This is a genomic window from Paenibacillus sp. CF384 (genome assembly GCF_900106745.1).
GTDB lineage: Bacteria > Bacillota > Bacilli > Paenibacillales > Paenibacillaceae > Paenibacillus_Z.
The window spans coordinates 132,901-148,192 of record NZ_FNNV01000002.1 but is presented as its reverse complement, the minus strand read 5'-3'; the positions used below and the strand labels follow the sequence as shown (position 1 = coordinate 148,192).

14 protein-coding genes are annotated in these 15,292 nt (G+C 51.7%); all 14 read left to right on the top strand.

The window, feature by feature from the left end; translation table 11 throughout:
* Positions 1 to 9 precede the first annotated feature (9 nt).
* A complete protein-coding gene (locus tag BLW29_RS06325) occupies positions 10 to 1,368 on the top strand; it encodes an MATE family efflux transporter (protein WP_090977403.1) in 1,359 nt (452 codons plus the stop codon).
* Between the two features lie 40 nt (positions 1,369 to 1,408).
* The gene (locus BLW29_RS06320) at positions 1,409 to 2,767 is read left to right on the top strand and encodes an aspartate aminotransferase family protein (protein WP_256208403.1); all 1,359 of its coding nucleotides are present in this window, start codon (positions 1,409 to 1,411) and stop codon (positions 2,765 to 2,767) included.
* A 132-nt stretch (positions 2,768 to 2,899) separates the two neighbouring features.
* A complete protein-coding gene (locus tag BLW29_RS06315) occupies positions 2,900 to 4,288 on the top strand; it encodes an ABC transporter substrate-binding protein (protein ID WP_090977401.1) in 1,389 nt (462 codons plus the stop codon).
* A 90-nt stretch (positions 4,289 to 4,378) separates the two neighbouring features.
* Complete coding sequence (locus tag BLW29_RS06310) at positions 4,379 to 5,317, top strand: carbohydrate ABC transporter permease (RefSeq protein WP_090977399.1); 939 nt, start codon at positions 4,379 to 4,381, stop codon at positions 5,315 to 5,317.
* A gap of 25 nt (positions 5,318 to 5,342) precedes the next feature.
* Positions 5,343 to 6,173, top strand: a complete 831-nt coding sequence (locus BLW29_RS06305) for a carbohydrate ABC transporter permease (protein WP_090977397.1) — start codon at positions 5,343 to 5,345, stop codon at positions 6,171 to 6,173.
* A gap of 5 nt (positions 6,174 to 6,178) precedes the next feature.
* Positions 6,179 to 7,285: an ABC transporter ATP-binding protein gene (locus tag BLW29_RS06300; RefSeq protein ID WP_090977797.1), complete on the top strand. Its 1,107-nt coding sequence runs from the start codon at positions 6,179 to 6,181 to the stop codon at positions 7,283 to 7,285.
* A gap of 29 nt (positions 7,286 to 7,314) precedes the next feature.
* A complete protein-coding gene (locus BLW29_RS06295; protein ID WP_090977394.1) occupies positions 7,315 to 8,679 on the top strand; it encodes a (R)-1-hydroxy-2-aminoethylphosphonate ammonia-lyase in 1,365 nt (454 codons plus the stop codon).
* Between the two features lie 47 nt (positions 8,680 to 8,726).
* The gene (locus tag BLW29_RS06290) at positions 8,727 to 9,503 is read left to right on the top strand and encodes a DeoR/GlpR family DNA-binding transcription regulator (protein ID WP_090977392.1); all 777 of its coding nucleotides are present in this window, start codon (positions 8,727 to 8,729) and stop codon (positions 9,501 to 9,503) included.
* 151 nt (positions 9,504 to 9,654) lie between these two features.
* Complete coding sequence (locus BLW29_RS06285) at positions 9,655 to 10,389, top strand: creatininase family protein (RefSeq protein WP_090977390.1); 735 nt, start codon at positions 9,655 to 9,657, stop codon at positions 10,387 to 10,389.
* 285 nt (positions 10,390 to 10,674) lie between these two features.
* Positions 10,675 to 10,980 carry a hypothetical protein gene (locus tag BLW29_RS06280; RefSeq protein ID WP_090977388.1) on the top strand — a complete coding sequence of 102 codons (306 nt, stop codon included), beginning with the start codon at positions 10,675 to 10,677 and terminating at the stop codon, positions 10,978 to 10,980.
* Between the two features lie 14 nt (positions 10,981 to 10,994).
* Entirely contained in the window at positions 10,995 to 12,452 is a 1,458-nt protein-coding gene (locus tag BLW29_RS06275; RefSeq protein WP_090977387.1) for a serine hydrolase domain-containing protein, read from the top strand.
* A gap of 3 nt (positions 12,453 to 12,455) precedes the next feature.
* Positions 12,456 to 13,160 carry a hypothetical protein gene (locus tag BLW29_RS06270; protein ID WP_090977386.1) on the top strand — a complete coding sequence of 235 codons (705 nt, stop codon included), beginning with the start codon at positions 12,456 to 12,458 and terminating at the stop codon, positions 13,158 to 13,160.
* A 74-nt stretch (positions 13,161 to 13,234) separates the two neighbouring features.
* Complete coding sequence (locus BLW29_RS06265) at positions 13,235 to 14,074, top strand: helix-turn-helix transcriptional regulator (protein WP_090977384.1); 840 nt, start codon at positions 13,235 to 13,237, stop codon at positions 14,072 to 14,074.
* A 95-nt stretch (positions 14,075 to 14,169) separates the two neighbouring features.
* Entirely contained in the window at positions 14,170 to 15,168 is a 999-nt protein-coding gene (locus BLW29_RS06260; RefSeq protein WP_090977382.1) for a zinc-dependent alcohol dehydrogenase, read from the top strand.
* Positions 15,169 to 15,292: the final 124 nt, after the last annotated feature.

Here is a 15,292-nt window from a genome sequence, read left to right as displayed (position 1 = left end):
ATAGCAGCTATGAGCAACGCAGCATTGCATACTGAATTTCGTCAAAATCTGATTAAGCTGGTCATCCCGACTGTGCTCCAGATGCTGATAGGCAACTCGTTCTCTCTTGTTAATACGCTTATGGTCGGCGGGCTTGGCGATACGGCCATTGCGGTCGTTGCCGCTGTCGGACAGATCGGATTCATCCTGAGCATGATCTTATCGGGCGTATATGGTATTACAGCTTTCATCACGCAGTTCCATGGCAAAGAGGATCGAGAGTCTACGCAAAAGGCATTCTCCTTGATGCTCACCTCCAGCATTGGCATAACGCTAGTGCTGGCAGGGGTTACATTTGCTTTCCGTCACGGGATATTAACGGCTTTCATTAATGATCCGTCAGCCGTGGCCTACGGCGTGCATTATCTGACCATTCTGTTAGCGGTCTATCTCATTAATTCGGTGAAGGACACGTTCGGCCAAGCGCTTGGATCCATCGGTTTGGTGAAGCCGACGCTCATCGTGGGCATCATCTCGATGTCCGTTAACGTCTGTCTCGATTACGTCTTGATTTACGGCAAATTCGGGTTTCACGCCTATGGGGTCGAAGGAGCGGCTTGGGCGACGCTTGTATCATCCGTCATCAGCGGTGTTGCGCTTATCGGATACGTGTATGCCAGGAAAGCTGCTTTCAACGTTCCTATCAAGTCGCTGTTCTCGTTCAAATTATCGTTTGCAAGAAGCTTGTACCGAACGACGATGCCGCTTGTTCTCCATGAAGGACTGTGGTCAGTCGGCAACATGCTGTATGCGGTGGCATTCGGTTACATGGGCGTGACTGCGCTCGCTACCTTTCAGCTGTCTCGGACATTCAATGGCTATTTTATGATGGGAATATTCGGATTCGCTTATGCGGCCAAAGTCATGATTGGACAGAAATTAAGCCATGAGGACCCAAGTGAAGCCATCCTTTATGGAAAGAAATTTACGAAAATAACAGTCTTGCTCGCGCTCGCAGCCAGCATTGCCGTCGCCGTGTTCAGTCCCTTTATCGTGAAGCTGTTCGGCAACACGAGCGAGGAAGTTAAGACGGCTTTCGGACATGTCATGCTGATCCAATCGCTCGTGCTCACCGCTTATTTTCTCAATAATGTGTGGATCGTCGGCCTGTTCCGCGCAGGCGGAGATAACGTCTATACGATGAAGCTGATCCTGGTTACGACTTGGTTCATTGCACTACCGCTCGTCTTTGCCGCTGTTTATATCTTTCATTGGCCGGTGGAATGGGTCTACTTCGTATTCGCTCTGGAAGAAGTATCGAAAGCTTGTATCGGGTATTTCCGGTATCGATCGAATAAATGGGCCAAAAACTTGGCGCAAAGCATCTAATCTAGCACTTATATAGCACCTAGGAAAGGGGAGCGACCAGTTGGAATTAAAAGCCTTTATGAAGACGGAAGGGGACATCAACCTTACTTCTGAGCGGAAGCTCTGGCAAGAAACGCATTTGAGCCAAGAAACGATGGATGTGCTGCAAGAAGACAGCGAATATTTTATCCATCAATCGATGTCGACCCCGTGCCTTAACGTGGTTACCGATGCGGATGGCATCTACCTCATCGACATGGACGGCCGCAAATATATGGATTTCCACGGAAACAGCGTCCATCAGGTCGGCTACAAGAACCGATATGTGATCGATGCGGTGAAGAACCAGCTCGACGATCTGCCGTTTCTACCGCGCCGATTCACGAACCCCGTCGCCATCCAACTGGCGAAGAAACTCAAGGAACTCGCGCCTGGCGATCTGAACAAAGTGTTGTTCACACCCGGCGGCACAAGTGCAATCGGCATGGCCCTGAAGCTCGCGAGAAAAGCTACGGGCAAATTCAAAACCATCTCGACTTGGGATTCGTTCCACGGTGCAAGCCTCGATGCGATCTCGGTCGGAGGGGAAGGTGTATTCCGCAACTCCATGGGTCCGCTTCTCCCAGGTACGGAACATATGATGCCTTTCAACAGCTACAGATGTTTCATGGGGGATTGTGATGGCTGCGGCTTGAAATGCTTGGATTACCTGGAGTTCATGCTGGAGCGGGAAAGCGACGTTGGCGCAATTATTTTGGAGCCGGTTCGGAGTACGGATGTGCAGATTCCGCCTAAGGCGTATTTCAAACGACTGCGTGAGCTGTGCGATCGATATGGCGTACTGCTTATATTGGATGAAATTCCGACGGCGTTCGGCCGAACCGGGAAGATGTTCGTGCACGAGCATTACGACATCGTGCCGGATATCGTGGTCATCGGCAAAGGTTTTGGCGGTGGCGTGTTCCCGATGGCAGGCATCATCGTTCGCGAAGGGCTTGACGTAGCTCAAGATATTTCGCTTGGTCATTATACGCATGAGAAAAGCTCGGTAGGCTGCGCCGCGGCGCTCGCCACGATTGAATATATCGAACAAAACGGACTCGTAGAGCATGCCAGCCAAATGGAGAAGGTGCTTAAAGCGAGACTAGAAGACATGAAAGCACGTTACATGCCGATCGGAGATGTGAGAGTCATCGGCATGATGGCTGCAGTCGAACTGGTTTCGGACCGCACAACGAAGGAAAAGGCGAGCGATGAGGCGGAGAAAGTCATGTACCGCTGTATGGAACGAGGACTTAGCTTCAAGGTTTCCAGCGGGAACGTGCTTACGTTGGTACCGCCGCTAATTGCAACCGAGGAACAGCTTGTTCTGGCATTGGACATCGTAGAAGAAGCGATCCAACATGTTTTCGGTGTATAAAACAACAAAACATCAATATAAACAACAATAAACAAAATCTTAACGTTGTTTTTATAGCGAGTTTACAAACGAGCTCTATACTCAATCTTGTAAGGAATCATTTCGAGAGACTCGAAGGAGGAAGTATAAGCTGTGAAGAAATTTGCTGGTATTGCATTGACAATGGTCATGAGTGTGGGTGTCTTGGCGGGGTGCGGAACAAGTAACAACAGTAACACATCCGCTGATGCTTCAGCTAACAACGCGAACTCGGCGGGAAATAAAGAGCCTAAGGTCGTGACGATTTCGGTTCGCGAAAATACATGGGGTGCACGTAAAGATAACTTCATCGAAGCGGAGAAACGCACGAACGAGCAGCTGGCTTCCGAGAACGTGCAAGTGAAGCTCGATTGGTGGCCTGGCATCGGTGATGACGAACTCGTCTTGCAAGCACAAGCCGGCAAAGTTGCGGATGTATTTATCAACTCCAGCGTTGACATCGGTTGGGAGAAGGACGCAGGCCTGATCCGCGATATCGACTGGGTGAAGGATTCTGCCGTGTTCAAGAGCGTACCGGCATCCTACACGAACATTATGAGCTACGACGGCCATTACTATGGCGCGATTCAAGATATGGATGCTTCTCCTGTATTCATCAGCCGTAAGGCGCTGGAGGGCATCGGCTGGACGAAGGACCAAATCGATGGCTTGAAAGCTAAAGTAGACAGCGGTGAATTTACGTTCCCGGATCTCGTTAACTTGGCTGATGAAGCGAAGAAGAAGAAGCTCGTGAAGACCGGCTTCGCTGTAGAAGATACGCGTTTCGAAGGCTGGAATTACGCGTTTGACTTCGTGAACTACGATGCTGCACAGAACAAAATGATGCTGACGCCTAAAGCGAAGGACGTATACGCATTCTGGGCAGATGCCAAGAAACGCAGCGTTATTGCAGAGAATATCGGCGACGTTGACACCGACATGTCCGCGCCAATGTTCGTGAAAGGCGAGATCTTCGCTCAATTCGCGCGTACGGAATTTTACCAAATGATGCGCGAAGCAAACGGCATGAAAGATGATGTGCAAGCTTACAACACATGGTTCGATCAGAACGTAGTTTGGATCCCGGTTCCTTCCGCAACGAAGGGCGGCAAGCCTGTTTCTTACAGTAACCCAGCTATGATCTTCGTCGGTTCAAGCGTTGACGATGAGAAAATGCCTTACGTGCAGAAGCTGATCGAGAATGTACTCGCGCCTGACCTGCAAATCAACCATACGGTTGCAAGCGGCAAGCTGCCGGTAACGCCTGAAGCACAAGAGGATGCGCGCTTCAAAGAAATGTCCTTCTACAAGGATCACGCCTACCTGGTCGAGTTTACGAAGACACGTCCGGCTCTCCCGGATTACGCGGTATTCACGAAAGGCTACACACTTGGCATCGATGCGATTTTGACCAAAAACGCAACTGCCGAAGAAGCTTATGAGTTGTTCGAGAAGGAAGTTAAGCAAAACGTACCAGCCGATCATCTGATCATTGAGGAATAAGGCATAAGCGGAATAGGCGCTCAAATCCCGATTAAGGCGCCTTTCCGTTTCCTTTAACAACGCCGCACAACGGATGGAGGCCGCAACGAAATGACTCAAGCGCAAGCACTCGAATCAAAGCCATACAAGAAACCTGTTCGCAAAATCATTTATCCTTATCTGTTCATCATGCCATTCGCTTTACTCGTCCTTGTCTTCTTCGTCTTGCCGGCGATTGCGACGGTAGGGATGGCTTTCACGGATTTAAACGCATCCATGAAACCCCATTTCATTGGGCTAAGCAACTTCAAACGAATCATGACTGACTACAACTTGCCGCAAATTCTGGGCAATACCGCCGTATTCGCCATTCTAACTTTGGTCATCTCGCTGCTCTTTGCGCTTGTGATTGCCATTGCGACGCAATATTTTCTTAAAGGCAAAGTGACGGCTGTCATTTATAGAGTGTTATGGCTCATCCCGAGCATCATTCCGTCTGTCGTGTACGTCACCTTCTGGAAGTTTATTTTCGACCCGACCGAAGGCGGCTTGATTAACGAATTCCTGCAAAATATGGGCATTATCTCGGAGCCGGTCTCTTGGTTCACCAAAGGCGCAATGGCCATTGTCATCCTGGCGACAATCGTATCGACGGTGTCAGGCGGCATGATCTTGCTGTCTTCGGCAATCAACTCCATTCCGGAGGATTTGTACAAGGCGGCGCGCGTCGATGGTGCAAGCGAGAAGTCCGTTATTCTGAAAATCATTCTGCCGACGCTCAAATGGCCGCTCATGTATATCACGATTTCGGATCTGATCGGCTTCGTATCCTCGTATTTCTTCATTATGCTGCTTACGAACGGCGGGCCGATGCGGGATACGACGACATTATCGCTTTACGCCTTCCAGCAAGCATTCAATCTCAAATATTATGGCTACGGGGCAGCGGTATCGCTGATCGTCGTGTTCATTTCCTTCGTGCTGACGCTGCTATTGATCCGCCTGTTCGATTTCGATCAGATGATCAAGCCTTCTCGCATCGAAGACTAATCTAGGAGACCGGTGGTGAATCCCGATGTCGACCAGCACGTTAAAGAAAGTGCTAGTGCACACCTATATGACGCTATTTACGCTTCCGATTGCTGCCATGATCGTATGGTATTTTCTCGCCGCGACGATGAATTTCACGACCGGGGAGTTCTCTCTCGATAATTTCTCCTTCTTCACCAAACCGGTGGAATACTCAGGCGTGAAGCTGCCCATGATCTGGCCGATTGTACTCAATACAATCGTGTACTCCTTTCTTATTGTCATAATTGAGGTTGGCATTTCCGTGCCCACAGCCTATGCGTTCTCGCGTCTTGATTTTGTCGGCAAAGGGGCGGCTTTAAAGTTTCTGTTCCTGATGCGTTCGTTTCCCGGGATTACGCTTATCATTGCCACGTTCTTCATTCTTGTCAAAATGGGACTGGTGAACAACTACCTCGGCGTTATGCTCGTGGCAACAACAGGCTCGCTTCCGGGACTGGTTTATATCATGAAAGGCTTCTTCGATGAAGTGCCTTGGGATATTGAGTGGGCCGCAATGGTTGATGGATCGAGCCGATTCGGCGCATTCCGTAAGGTGCTCGTTCCTTATGTGTTTTCCGGTATAGGGGCGATCGCGGTATTCGCTTTCCTAGGCGCTTACGGCGAGTGGTTCCTGTTTACCTTGCTCATCTTCGATGACAAAATGCTGACGCTTGCCGGTTACTTGGCGAAGCTAGTCACGAAGGAGAACCATATTATCAACTACGGCCTAATTACCGCGATCGGCTTGTTCTACACACTGCCGGTTGTGCTGTTCTATATTTTCACGCAGAAGATGTTCATGAAGGTCAATATGGGAGGGGCGAAACAATCGTGATTACAATGAGGAATATCGTCAAATCCTACGATGGCAAAAAAGAAAGCGGAAGAGCCGTAGACGGGCTCGACCTGGAAATCCCAAAAGGGGAATTCGTTGCGTTGCTTGGCCCTTCCGGCTGCGGCAAAACGACAACGCTGATGATGCTTGCGGGATTGCTCAAGCCTACCTCGGGCGAAATTTTCTTCGGCGACCGGATGGTCAATCACGTGGAGCCCAAGGATCGCAACATTGGGATGGTGTTCCAATCCTATGCGTTGTACCCGCATCTTACGGTTCGCGACAACATCGCTTTCCCGCTGAGGGAGCGTAAAGTGCCGAAGGCGCAGGCATATGAACGCGCTAAAGAAATGGGCCGTATTCTGCAGATTGATCATCTTCTCGATCGCAAGCCATCGCAGCTGTCCGGTGGTCAGCAGCAGCGGGTAGCGATGGCGCGCGCCTTGGCCAAAGACCCTGAGATTCTGCTGCTCGACGAGCCGATGTCCAATCTGGATGCGCGGCTGAAGCTGGACGTTCGCGATGAGATCCGTAAGCTGCAGCGTCAGCTCGGCGTGACGACGATTATCGTGACGCATGATCAGGAGGAAGCTCTTGCGATCTCCGACCGTGTCGCGATTCTGAACGGAGGCAAGATCCAACAATACGCGCCGCCGGAGGAACTGTTCAACCACCCGGTGAACCTGTTCGTCGCCAGCTTCCTTGGTAACCCGCCGATGAACTTGATCGCGGGAAAAATCGAACAGCGCGATGGCGTGCAAATCATCGTGACGAAAGGGTTTCAGTACACCTTGCCGGAAGCGCGCAAAGTGGATGTGAAACATATCGGCAAGCAAGTGCATTTAGGCATACGGCCGCATGATATCTCGTTGACCGATGCTGCGGACGCGCTCGGGATTGCGATGAAGGTTGACCTTATCGAGCATCTGGGCAGCGGCAAGCTGGTGAAGGTCATCGATACGCGGAACCAGCTCGAGGGGATGATTCGTTTCCTAGTCGATAACGAGGCGGATGTTCATTCCGGTGATATTATTCACATTCGATTCCGCGATGATAAGTTTCACGTATTCGATTCGACGGATAACGGGCTCAATCTGATGCAGTACCGATAGATGATTATGATCAGCGGAGGAATTAGGTCATGGAGATGAGCAGGGAGCAAGGAGACATCAACCAAACCGACGCGCGGAGCCGTTATTGGAGCCGTAATTTGAGTGCAGCTGCACAAACTGTTTTCGAGGATGACAACCGCTATTTTCTCCATCAAAGCTTGTCTACGCCGGTCATGAACGTCTTGTCGAAGACGGAAGGCATCCATATCTATGACATGGACGGCAAGGCGTACATCGACATGCACGGGAACGGCGTCCATAACGTCGGTTTCAATAATGATGATGTGATCGAAGCTGTGATTGCGGCATTGCGAAACAAGCAGACGTTCACGCCAAGGCGGTACACGAACGAGTATGCGGTCGCGCTGGCCAAGAAGCTCGTCGAGATCACGCCGGCTGGGCTTGATCGCGTGCTGTTCGCTCCCGGCGGTTCGGAAGCCATTGAGATGGCGGTTATGCTGGCGAAGCAGATTACGGGCAAGTGGAAGACGATCTCGTTCTGGGATTCCTACCATGGGAACGGATTTCAGGCTTCAAGCGTAGGCGGCGAACGGTTGTTCAAGGCAGGCAACGGTCCAATGGTGCCGGGGGCGCTCCATGTGGAGTTCCCGAATTACTATCGTAATCCGTGGGGCTTCGATTGCGATGAGGCCGTGGACGATGAAATTCTGCGTCAGATGGAGCTGCTGTTCGAGCGCGAAGGCGATATCGCTTGCGTCATCGGCGAGCCGATCTCGGCTACTCCGATCGTGCCAAGCCTTCGTTTCTGGGAGCGGGTGAAGGCGCTGTGCGAGAAACACGGAGCATTGCTTATTTTTGACGAGATTATTGAAGGTTTCGGTCGTACGGGTAAAATGTTTGCTTGTGAGCACAGTGTGACGCCGGACATTCTTGTACTCGGCAAGTCGCTTGGCGGCGGGCTTCTCCCTATGGCTGCCATCGTAACCAGAGAGAGCTTCAACGTGCTGGGCCACTTGTCCATCGGACATTTTACGCATGAGAAGAATGGGCTGTCTGCTGCGGCGGGGCTGGCCATGATTGCCTATCTGGAGAAACACTCGCTTGTTGATCATGCAGAGAAAGTTGGCCAATTCACGCTGGAATGGCTTGAAGGGCTTCGCGAGCGCTGTCCGATGGTGGGCAACGTCAACGGGGTCGGCTTGCATCTAGGCGTCGAGCTCGTGAAAGATCAGCGGACCAAAGAGAAAGCCGTCACGGAAGCCGAAGCTGTCATGTACAAGGCGATGGAAAGAGGCGTGGCATTCAAGATCATTGAAGGCAATGTCATTACGCTGCGGCCCTCTCTATTAATTACAATCGAGCAAATGCGATGGGCGCTTGAGCAAATCGAGCTGTCGATTCATGAAGTTGCAAGCGGAAGCTATTACGAATGAATCCCCTTTTGATATAATGGCACTAATAAGTTCAAGGGGTGAACAGCATGTCGCTGGCAAGTGAGGAAAGAAAGAAACGCGTTCTTGAGCTGTTGGTCATCCAAGGGAAGGTTCAGGTGAACGAGCTCGCGCAGAAGTTCGAGGTGACGACGGAGACGATTCGGCGCGACCTTGATGATCTTGAGAAGGACGGCAAGCTCAAGAAGGTTTACGGCGGGGCGGTTAAAGTACAGGCCGATTTCGAGCCTGCCTATCACGAACGTGAGGTCATTCATGCCGAAGAGAAGCGGAAGATCGGGATGCTGGCGGCGAATTTAATCCAAAATGATGACGTTATCGTGATCGATGAAGGCAGTACCGCTATGCAGATTCTTCACCACCTGGCAGACAAACGCAATCTTACCATTCTCGTATGCTCCATTCCGACGCTTATTCTTCTTGTCGACTATCAGAAGCGAGGGTTATTCGACGGTAGAATGATCTTCATCGGGGGAGAAGTCAATAGCAAGCATATGCGGGTATCGGGCCCGATCGCAGAGAAAGTGATGGAGGACTTCTATGTGCACAAATCCTTCCTCTCCGTGGATGGCGTCTCGCTCGAGAACGGAATTACGAGCTACGACTTCGAGCGGGCCTTATTCACGCGCAAGCTGATCCGCTGCTCGGAAACGTCGATCGTCGTCGCCGATTCCTCGAAGATCGGCAAACGAACGGTCGCGAAGATCGCCGACCTGACGGATATTCATTGCATCGTCTCTGATAATGAGCCCCCTGCCGGCTGGAAGGGATCGTTAGAGGAGATGGGGGTTAGTTGGTTGACTTGATCCTAATAAGCGAATGCATCTCCTTTGCGGGAAGTGCATTCGCTTTTATTTTATTCGCAGGGATATCGCAATCTAACAGGTTTCGATAGAGGCGAAGCAGAATAAGAATCAATAGTGATAACGTGACCAGTCGGTTAGGGAGGATAGGAAGATGTATTTGACGAGAATGCGTCCTGAGCAAATTCGAGCAGCGGTGAAAGACGGCTTGCCGCTTATTATGGCAGCTGGTGTGGTGGAATATCATGGGCCGCATCTGCCAATTGGAACGGATGTTATGCTTGCGGACTATATTTGCACCGAGGTGGAGAAGCAGTGTCCATGTGTCGTCGCGCCGCCGATTTCGTTCGGTCCGACGTTGTCTTGGGCCGGCGGGCCTCAGGATGGCGAGATAGATTTTGACCCGGCGCCTTTCTATGCGTATGTCAAGGAGCTGCTGAAACGGTTTCGGATGATCGGCTTCAAGCGGATCTACATAGTGCAGCATCATCAAGGCATGGAAGGACTGCAGGCGCTTAGCCTTAGACGTGCGGCGGCAGAGCTGACGCGTGAGGAAACGCTGGAGTGGGGGCATTCCTGGGGATGGAAGGCGATGGAGGAGCTGCCGAATCCACTTGTATTCGAAACGATCCAGGTTGGCGGCATCGATAAATATGTGGCGTATCCGCCTGACAACGCCGGGCCGATGCCGATCGGTCATGCAGGTAAAGGCGAGACGCAGATGATTCAGCACATCGACCCGCTAACGGTTCACATGGAGGCGCTTGGCAGCATTGCTCGGGAGCAATTGCCGGAATGGCTGCTTGATGCGGCAGAGGCGGATCCGGCAGTAGGGAAGTACTGGCTGGACTTGTGCGTGGATGGCTGGGTGCGCACGATTAAACAATAAGCCGCGACCGCATGGGAGGAAACGGTGGTTGGCCGACTTCTTGCTGGATTAGCTATTCTGGTTCCATTCACAATTGTTGCGCAATATGCAACATTGCGCTCTATTTTGCGTGCCAAACATGTGAATGTTGCACTAATTGCAGCATTTATTCCCAAATAGGGACTTTCCCGCCCGTTTAGATAAAAAGTGTTGTAGAATCTGCAACATTTTCTCTCAGATGCTCATCTATATGGGAAAATGTTGCATAATTTGCAACTTCAGCAAATCAACTCGCAGGAGGTAGGTATGAACAGGAGATCAGTTGGAATTATTCTCATCTGTATTGCGGCTTTTCTCTATGGCATCTGGTACGTCACAGCCGCCATATTCGGCTCGAACGTCACTTCCTGGAACAGTGATTTATTCGATGCCATGCTGGATTATGTAGGCAACGGCCCCTTAGTCATGAGCAGGTTCGCCTTCATTGCGGGCATCTGCTATCTGGTTGCTGCAGAGTTTGAGCGGCCGCTCTCCAAGCTGATGAACCAAATTAAGACTAACTGGAGAGAGTTCGGCAGCAATGAAAATCAGGATAATAAGCCACAACTTTGAGAGGCGGTTCCCTTATGACAAGAACAGAGCTGCGCCTGCCCAGAAGCCGGCCGGAAGAGCTGGGCATTCATCCGCAGGCGATTACGGCCCTGCTGAATGAGTGGCAGGAGCGTCAAATCGAAATCCATAACATGATGATCATGCGAAATGGCCAAGTAGCAGCCGAGGGCTGGTGGGCGCCTTACGCGCGCCAGCTGCCGCATATGCTGTTCTCGCTAAGCAAGAGCTTCACCTCTACAGCAATCGGAATGGCCGTGGCGGAGGGGCTGCTATCGATCGATGACAGCGTTAGTTCCTACTTTCCGGATGAGACGCCGCTGAATCCGTCACCGAATTTGCAAGCGATGCGTATTCGCCATTTGCTCATGATGGGAACCGGTCATGAAACGGACACGATCGTGAACCTCATTACCAGTGAAGACGGCAACTGGGCGAGGGCCTTCCTTCAGCTCCCAGTGGAGCGGGAGCCTGGCACTCATTTCGTCTATAACAGCGGAGCGACCTATATGCTGTCGGCCATTCTGCAGAAGGTAACCGGACAGAAGCTGCTCGATTATTTGCAGCCGCGATTGTTCGAACCGCTTGGCATTATAGGCGCGACATGGGGAGAGTGCCCACGTGGAATCAATGTCGGCGGTTGGGGATTGGCGCTGACTACAGAAGGTATTGCGAAGTTCGGGCAGCTCTACTTGCAGAAGGGACTGTGGGAGGGAAAACGTCTCATCTCCGAAGCTTGGGTCGAGGAAGCGACTTCGAAGCAAATCGAAAATGGCGATGGCGGGGACAACGAGTGGGCACAGGGGTATGGCTATCAGTTCTGGCAATGCCGGTACGGTGCGTACCGAGGAGACGGCGCATTCGGCCAGTTCTGTATCGTTATGCCAGAGCAAGATATGGTCATTGCCATTACAAGCAGCACGAATGACATGCAAGGTGTGTTGGATGCCATCTGGACGCATATTCTCCCGGCTGCTCAGGACCTGCCTATCCCGCTGGGAGCAAATGCCGAACAAGCCGCACTGCTTTCCACGCAGCTCGCATCCTTAGCTCTTCACCCTCCGGCATTCGGCGCTAGCTCTGCGCAGGAGGAATTGGTTTCCGGCGTAAGCTATCAGCTGGAGGAGAACCCGCAGCAATGGGAGTCCCTTACCCTCCGCTTCGACCGGGGAGAAGTTGTAATGGCGTTCGATGGAGCAGAAGGACCGTATATCGTGAATGGCGGACGCGGTACGTGGAAGGAAGGCAGCAGCAGACTCCTCCATCCGGAACCGAACGCGCGTGACAGGCAGCGGACGATGGCCAGCTTTACCTGGCAGGAGCAAGACACGCTGCTCGTAACGCTGCGTTTCGTCGAAGCCCCTTTTACGGTGACTTTCGAGATTCAATTGGGGGATCAAGAGCTGGAGCTGCGTTACCGGCAAAATGTTTCTTTCGTATCGGCCGACACGACCATCGTTCGCGGAATCCGCTAAATCATGAACATCATGATTTGGGTCGGATTGCTGGCACTCCTTCTGGTATCGTATCTCGATCAGCGTAAAGCCATGACTGTGCGGATGTGGCTGATGATCGTCGCGATCTATTGCTTATGCAATTTCTACGTCAATATTAGTAAGGTGTTGATCCCGGTCGGGTTCCTCATCGGACTGTCCTACATGAACAAGAAGAAGCATGGCTTCTTGCTGAGAGCGCTGATCTTCGGCTTGGTTACGGTTGCGGCGAATTTCTATTTACCTACCCTCTCGTTCCACGAGCTGAGCGTGCATGCCAAGGCGGATCAATATGCCGCACAGTTCAATAAAGTGCGTTCCATAACGACCATTACAGCGGATTCGGAGATTCATGAGCTGCTTCGGAAGGAAGCGGAACGTTTAAAGAACGTCAAGCTTGCGTCGCAAATCGATATCAAGGATCCGCATGTGCTGTTTCAAATTTGGGTGCTGACACATCACAATCAGAGCATCCAAGACTTGGATTGGCTATGGTATGATGCACCGCGCGAGCTTCATTACTATTGGCAGTCCAGCCGCAGCGACGAGAAGACGTCCGTGGAAACGATGATTTTCGCCGATGTCGGTTACATGGGCCTTTTTCATCGGGATGATGAGAACAGCGAGTTTAAGCTGCAAGCGATCTATGAATTTGACCGTTTGAAGAATGGCAATCCCTCGATCCCTTAACCCTATGCTAGAATGAGAGGTATCGGCGACTATGCAGCTAACAGGCAGACAGATAGATTGGATGGGGATTACAAGTGAATCAGTACTTGATTAAGCTCCTTCAACAGGCGGAGCTGAACGTGTCGGAGTTTGCCATTCATACGCGCAGGGAAATGAATTTCCGTGACCGAGCGTTCTCAAGCGAATATATGATGTCCTATCACAAAACAGGCACCGCGAAGCTGCGTATTGGCGATGCGATCTATGATATCGTGCCGGGCAGCGTCATCTTTATCCCTCCGCATTTGGTCCATGATCAATATAAAGATACGGATGACGAAGCGGTTATTCTATGGTGGCATTTTACGTACAAAGTGGAGCGGGTGTTGGATGTGCTGCCGCTGTTTCAAATTCCGTATATCTATCAGCTGAAGCAGAAGGAACGCTTCGAGGCCGTCTTCGAGCAGCTCATGGAATCGAGGCGCAATGCCTCGTCGTTGCCGGCGGCGATTCTGCAGAAAGCGAAGTCTTTGGAGCTGTTGTATCTCTTGTTTGATGAGGCAATCGGACAGCGAGCGGTTGCGGATTCGGCAGCAGGAGGGCAGCAGAGCTTCCTCGGCATGTTATGCCAAATCGTGCAGCAGCCGGAGAAGCCGATCTCGTTAGCGGAGATGGCACAGCAGCTGCACTTGAACACAGCCTATGTAAGCAGCAGATTCAAGGAGCTGTACGGCATGTCGCCGATCGGACTGCAGCGCAGGCTGCGAATCGAGAAAGCCAAAGCGCTGCTGCTTACCGATCTGGATATGAGCGTGACTCAGGTGGCGGAGGCTCTTCACTTCTCCGAGGTTACCAACTTTACTCGGCTGTTCAAGAAGCATACAGGCATGGCACCCATTCAGTACCGCCGCCTCATGCAGGTAACGATAACCTAAAGAAATGATCAATATAGCGATAAAACTGCTCTATTGTAAGCGCACTCTTTTCTCCTACAATGTCCGTATAGACGAATCGGGAGGGAACTGATCCAATGAATACCAAGAATATTATTTTTCCGGCGGCGCAGGTCGTTGAAGTACGTGAAGAAGAACTAGCTCCGCTGCAGCCCGGCGAGGTGCGCTGCAAAGCCAGAAAATCGCTAATCAGCACGGGCACGGAAACGCTATGCCTGCGCGGTATTTTCGATACGAATACGAACTGGGAGTCATGGGTCCAGTACCCGTTTAACCCGGGTTATTCCATGGCAGCAGAGATTATTGAAGTGGGCGAAGGCGTGGAAGGCTTAAAGGTTGGCGACCGGATTACGTCCAATATGTCGCACCGACAATATTTCAACACGCATGCAAGTAACGCTAAACTGATTCCGGACGGCATCTCAGATGAGCAAGCTTCCTGGCTGACGCTTGGTCAAATTACGCAGGTAGGCACGCGCCGCGCGGAGCTGAAGCTCGGCGAATCCGTTGCTATCATCGGACAAGGCTTGCTAGGCCAGCTGGTCGTGCAGTATATGAGAGCCGCCGGAGCCAGACATATCATAGTCATTGATCAGGCGGAATCGCGCCTGGAGTTCTCCCGCAAGAGCGGAGCGACCCACACGATCTGCGCCGGTGCCGATGTTGCGGCAGAAGAAGTACGCCGAATTACGGGCGGAAGCATGTGCGACGTGGTGTATGATATTACGGGCCATCCGGCCGTATTGGCACCTGCAACGCTGCTTGCGAAGGAAATGGGCCGTGTCGTATTGCTCGGCGATACAACGCAGCCATCCCAGCAAGTAATCGGACCGCGCGTCGTTTCGAACTCCGTCGCCATTCTTGGTGTTCATGCCAGCATGACGCGGAACTACAACGGCGTGACCGGCGATCAAATGACAGCCGTATTCTACGATTACCTGCTCCAAGGTCGTATGAACCTCGAACATTTGATGACCCATACGTATTCGCCGCTTGAGGCGCCTGCTGCGTATGACTTCCTGATGAAGGATCGTACCTCGGCGATTGGCGTTATGTTTGACTGGGATTTGTTGTAAGAGTTGAGCGCATTTGCTATTACGGAGAGGCTGCCCAGACGGGCGGCCTTTTTTGCGTTTGTATCTTCCGGAGGAGAAGGTAACGAAAACGTTCAAATGTGCACCGTATAGCGTGGACGCCTTT

Excerpts from the sequence above, each read along its gene's own strand:
- BLW29_RS06290 (WP_090977392.1), top strand. The coding sequence starts at position 8,727 with ATGTCGCTGGCAAGTGAGGAAAGAAAGAAACGCGTTCTTGAGCTGTTG.
- BLW29_RS06325 (WP_090977403.1), top strand. The coding sequence starts at position 10 with ATGAGCAACGCAGCATTGCATACTGAATTTCGTCAAAATCTGATTAAG.
- BLW29_RS06270 (WP_090977386.1), top strand. The coding sequence starts at position 12,456 with ATGAACATCATGATTTGGGTCGGATTGCTGGCACTCCTTCTGGTATCG.
- BLW29_RS06260 (WP_090977382.1), top strand. The coding sequence starts at position 14,170 with ATGAATACCAAGAATATTATTTTTCCGGCGGCGCAGGTCGTTGAAGTA.
- BLW29_RS06305 (WP_090977397.1), top strand. The coding sequence starts at position 5,343 with ATGTCGACCAGCACGTTAAAGAAAGTGCTAGTGCACACCTATATGACG.
- BLW29_RS06310 (WP_090977399.1), top strand. The coding sequence starts at position 4,379 with ATGACTCAAGCGCAAGCACTCGAATCAAAGCCATACAAGAAACCTGTT.
- BLW29_RS06275 (WP_090977387.1), top strand. The coding sequence starts at position 10,995 with ATGACAAGAACAGAGCTGCGCCTGCCCAGAAGCCGGCCGGAAGAGCTG.
- BLW29_RS06300 (WP_090977797.1), top strand. The coding sequence starts at position 6,179 with ATGAGGAATATCGTCAAATCCTACGATGGCAAAAAAGAAAGCGGAAGA.
- BLW29_RS06280 (WP_090977388.1), top strand. The coding sequence starts at position 10,675 with ATGAACAGGAGATCAGTTGGAATTATTCTCATCTGTATTGCGGCTTTT.
- BLW29_RS06285 (WP_090977390.1), top strand. The coding sequence starts at position 9,655 with ATGTATTTGACGAGAATGCGTCCTGAGCAAATTCGAGCAGCGGTGAAA.
- BLW29_RS06295 (WP_090977394.1), top strand. The coding sequence starts at position 7,315 with ATGGAGATGAGCAGGGAGCAAGGAGACATCAACCAAACCGACGCGCGG.